This window comes from Corynebacterium sp. MSK041 (assembly GCF_030232265.1).
GTDB lineage: Bacteria > Actinomycetota > Actinomycetes > Mycobacteriales > Mycobacteriaceae > Corynebacterium.
In genome coordinates, this window is sequence record NZ_JASPJK010000053.1 from 1 (window position 1) to 458 (window position 458).

Annotated in this window: 1 protein-coding gene; it reads left to right on the forward strand. The window is 52.4% G+C overall.

Annotation, left to right across the window (positions count from 1 at the left end; genetic code table 11):
• Nucleotides 1-54: 54 nt before the first annotated feature.
• The coding region (locus tag QP968_RS11160) for an RHS repeat domain-containing protein (RefSeq protein WP_284856463.1) at nt 55-458 on the forward strand (404 nt) is incomplete at its 3' end.

The following is a 458-nucleotide window of genomic DNA, read 5'->3' on the forward strand; positions in this document are numbered from 1 at the left end:
GGATCTCATGTTGCAGCAACAATTCCTCACGGATCTCTTGCTGAAACGTTCAACATGGGTATCGAAGTCGGCCTGTCTACTGTTGTGCACCACACCGGTGCCACAATCGACTACACCTGGGATACCGCCACCGGACACATGGTCCGTATGCGCCGTTCTGATGACACTGTTTTAGATATTCAGTGGGATGATGCCGTTGGTCGGGTTGCTCATATTTTTGTGTCTAACCCGACAACGCACCCGGGTGATGAACCACTCCGGTTGATCTCTTATGAGTACGATCCGCATGGTCAGCTGGTGCGGGTGATTAATTCCAACGATGGTGCGTTGAAGTATCACTACGATGATCAAGGCCGGATGTATGCCTGGACCGACCGCAATGGTGTGTCCTACTACTACCGTTTCGACGAGCATGGTCGTGTTCACTCGCAGGTAGGTACTGGGGGGATGTTCCCGAA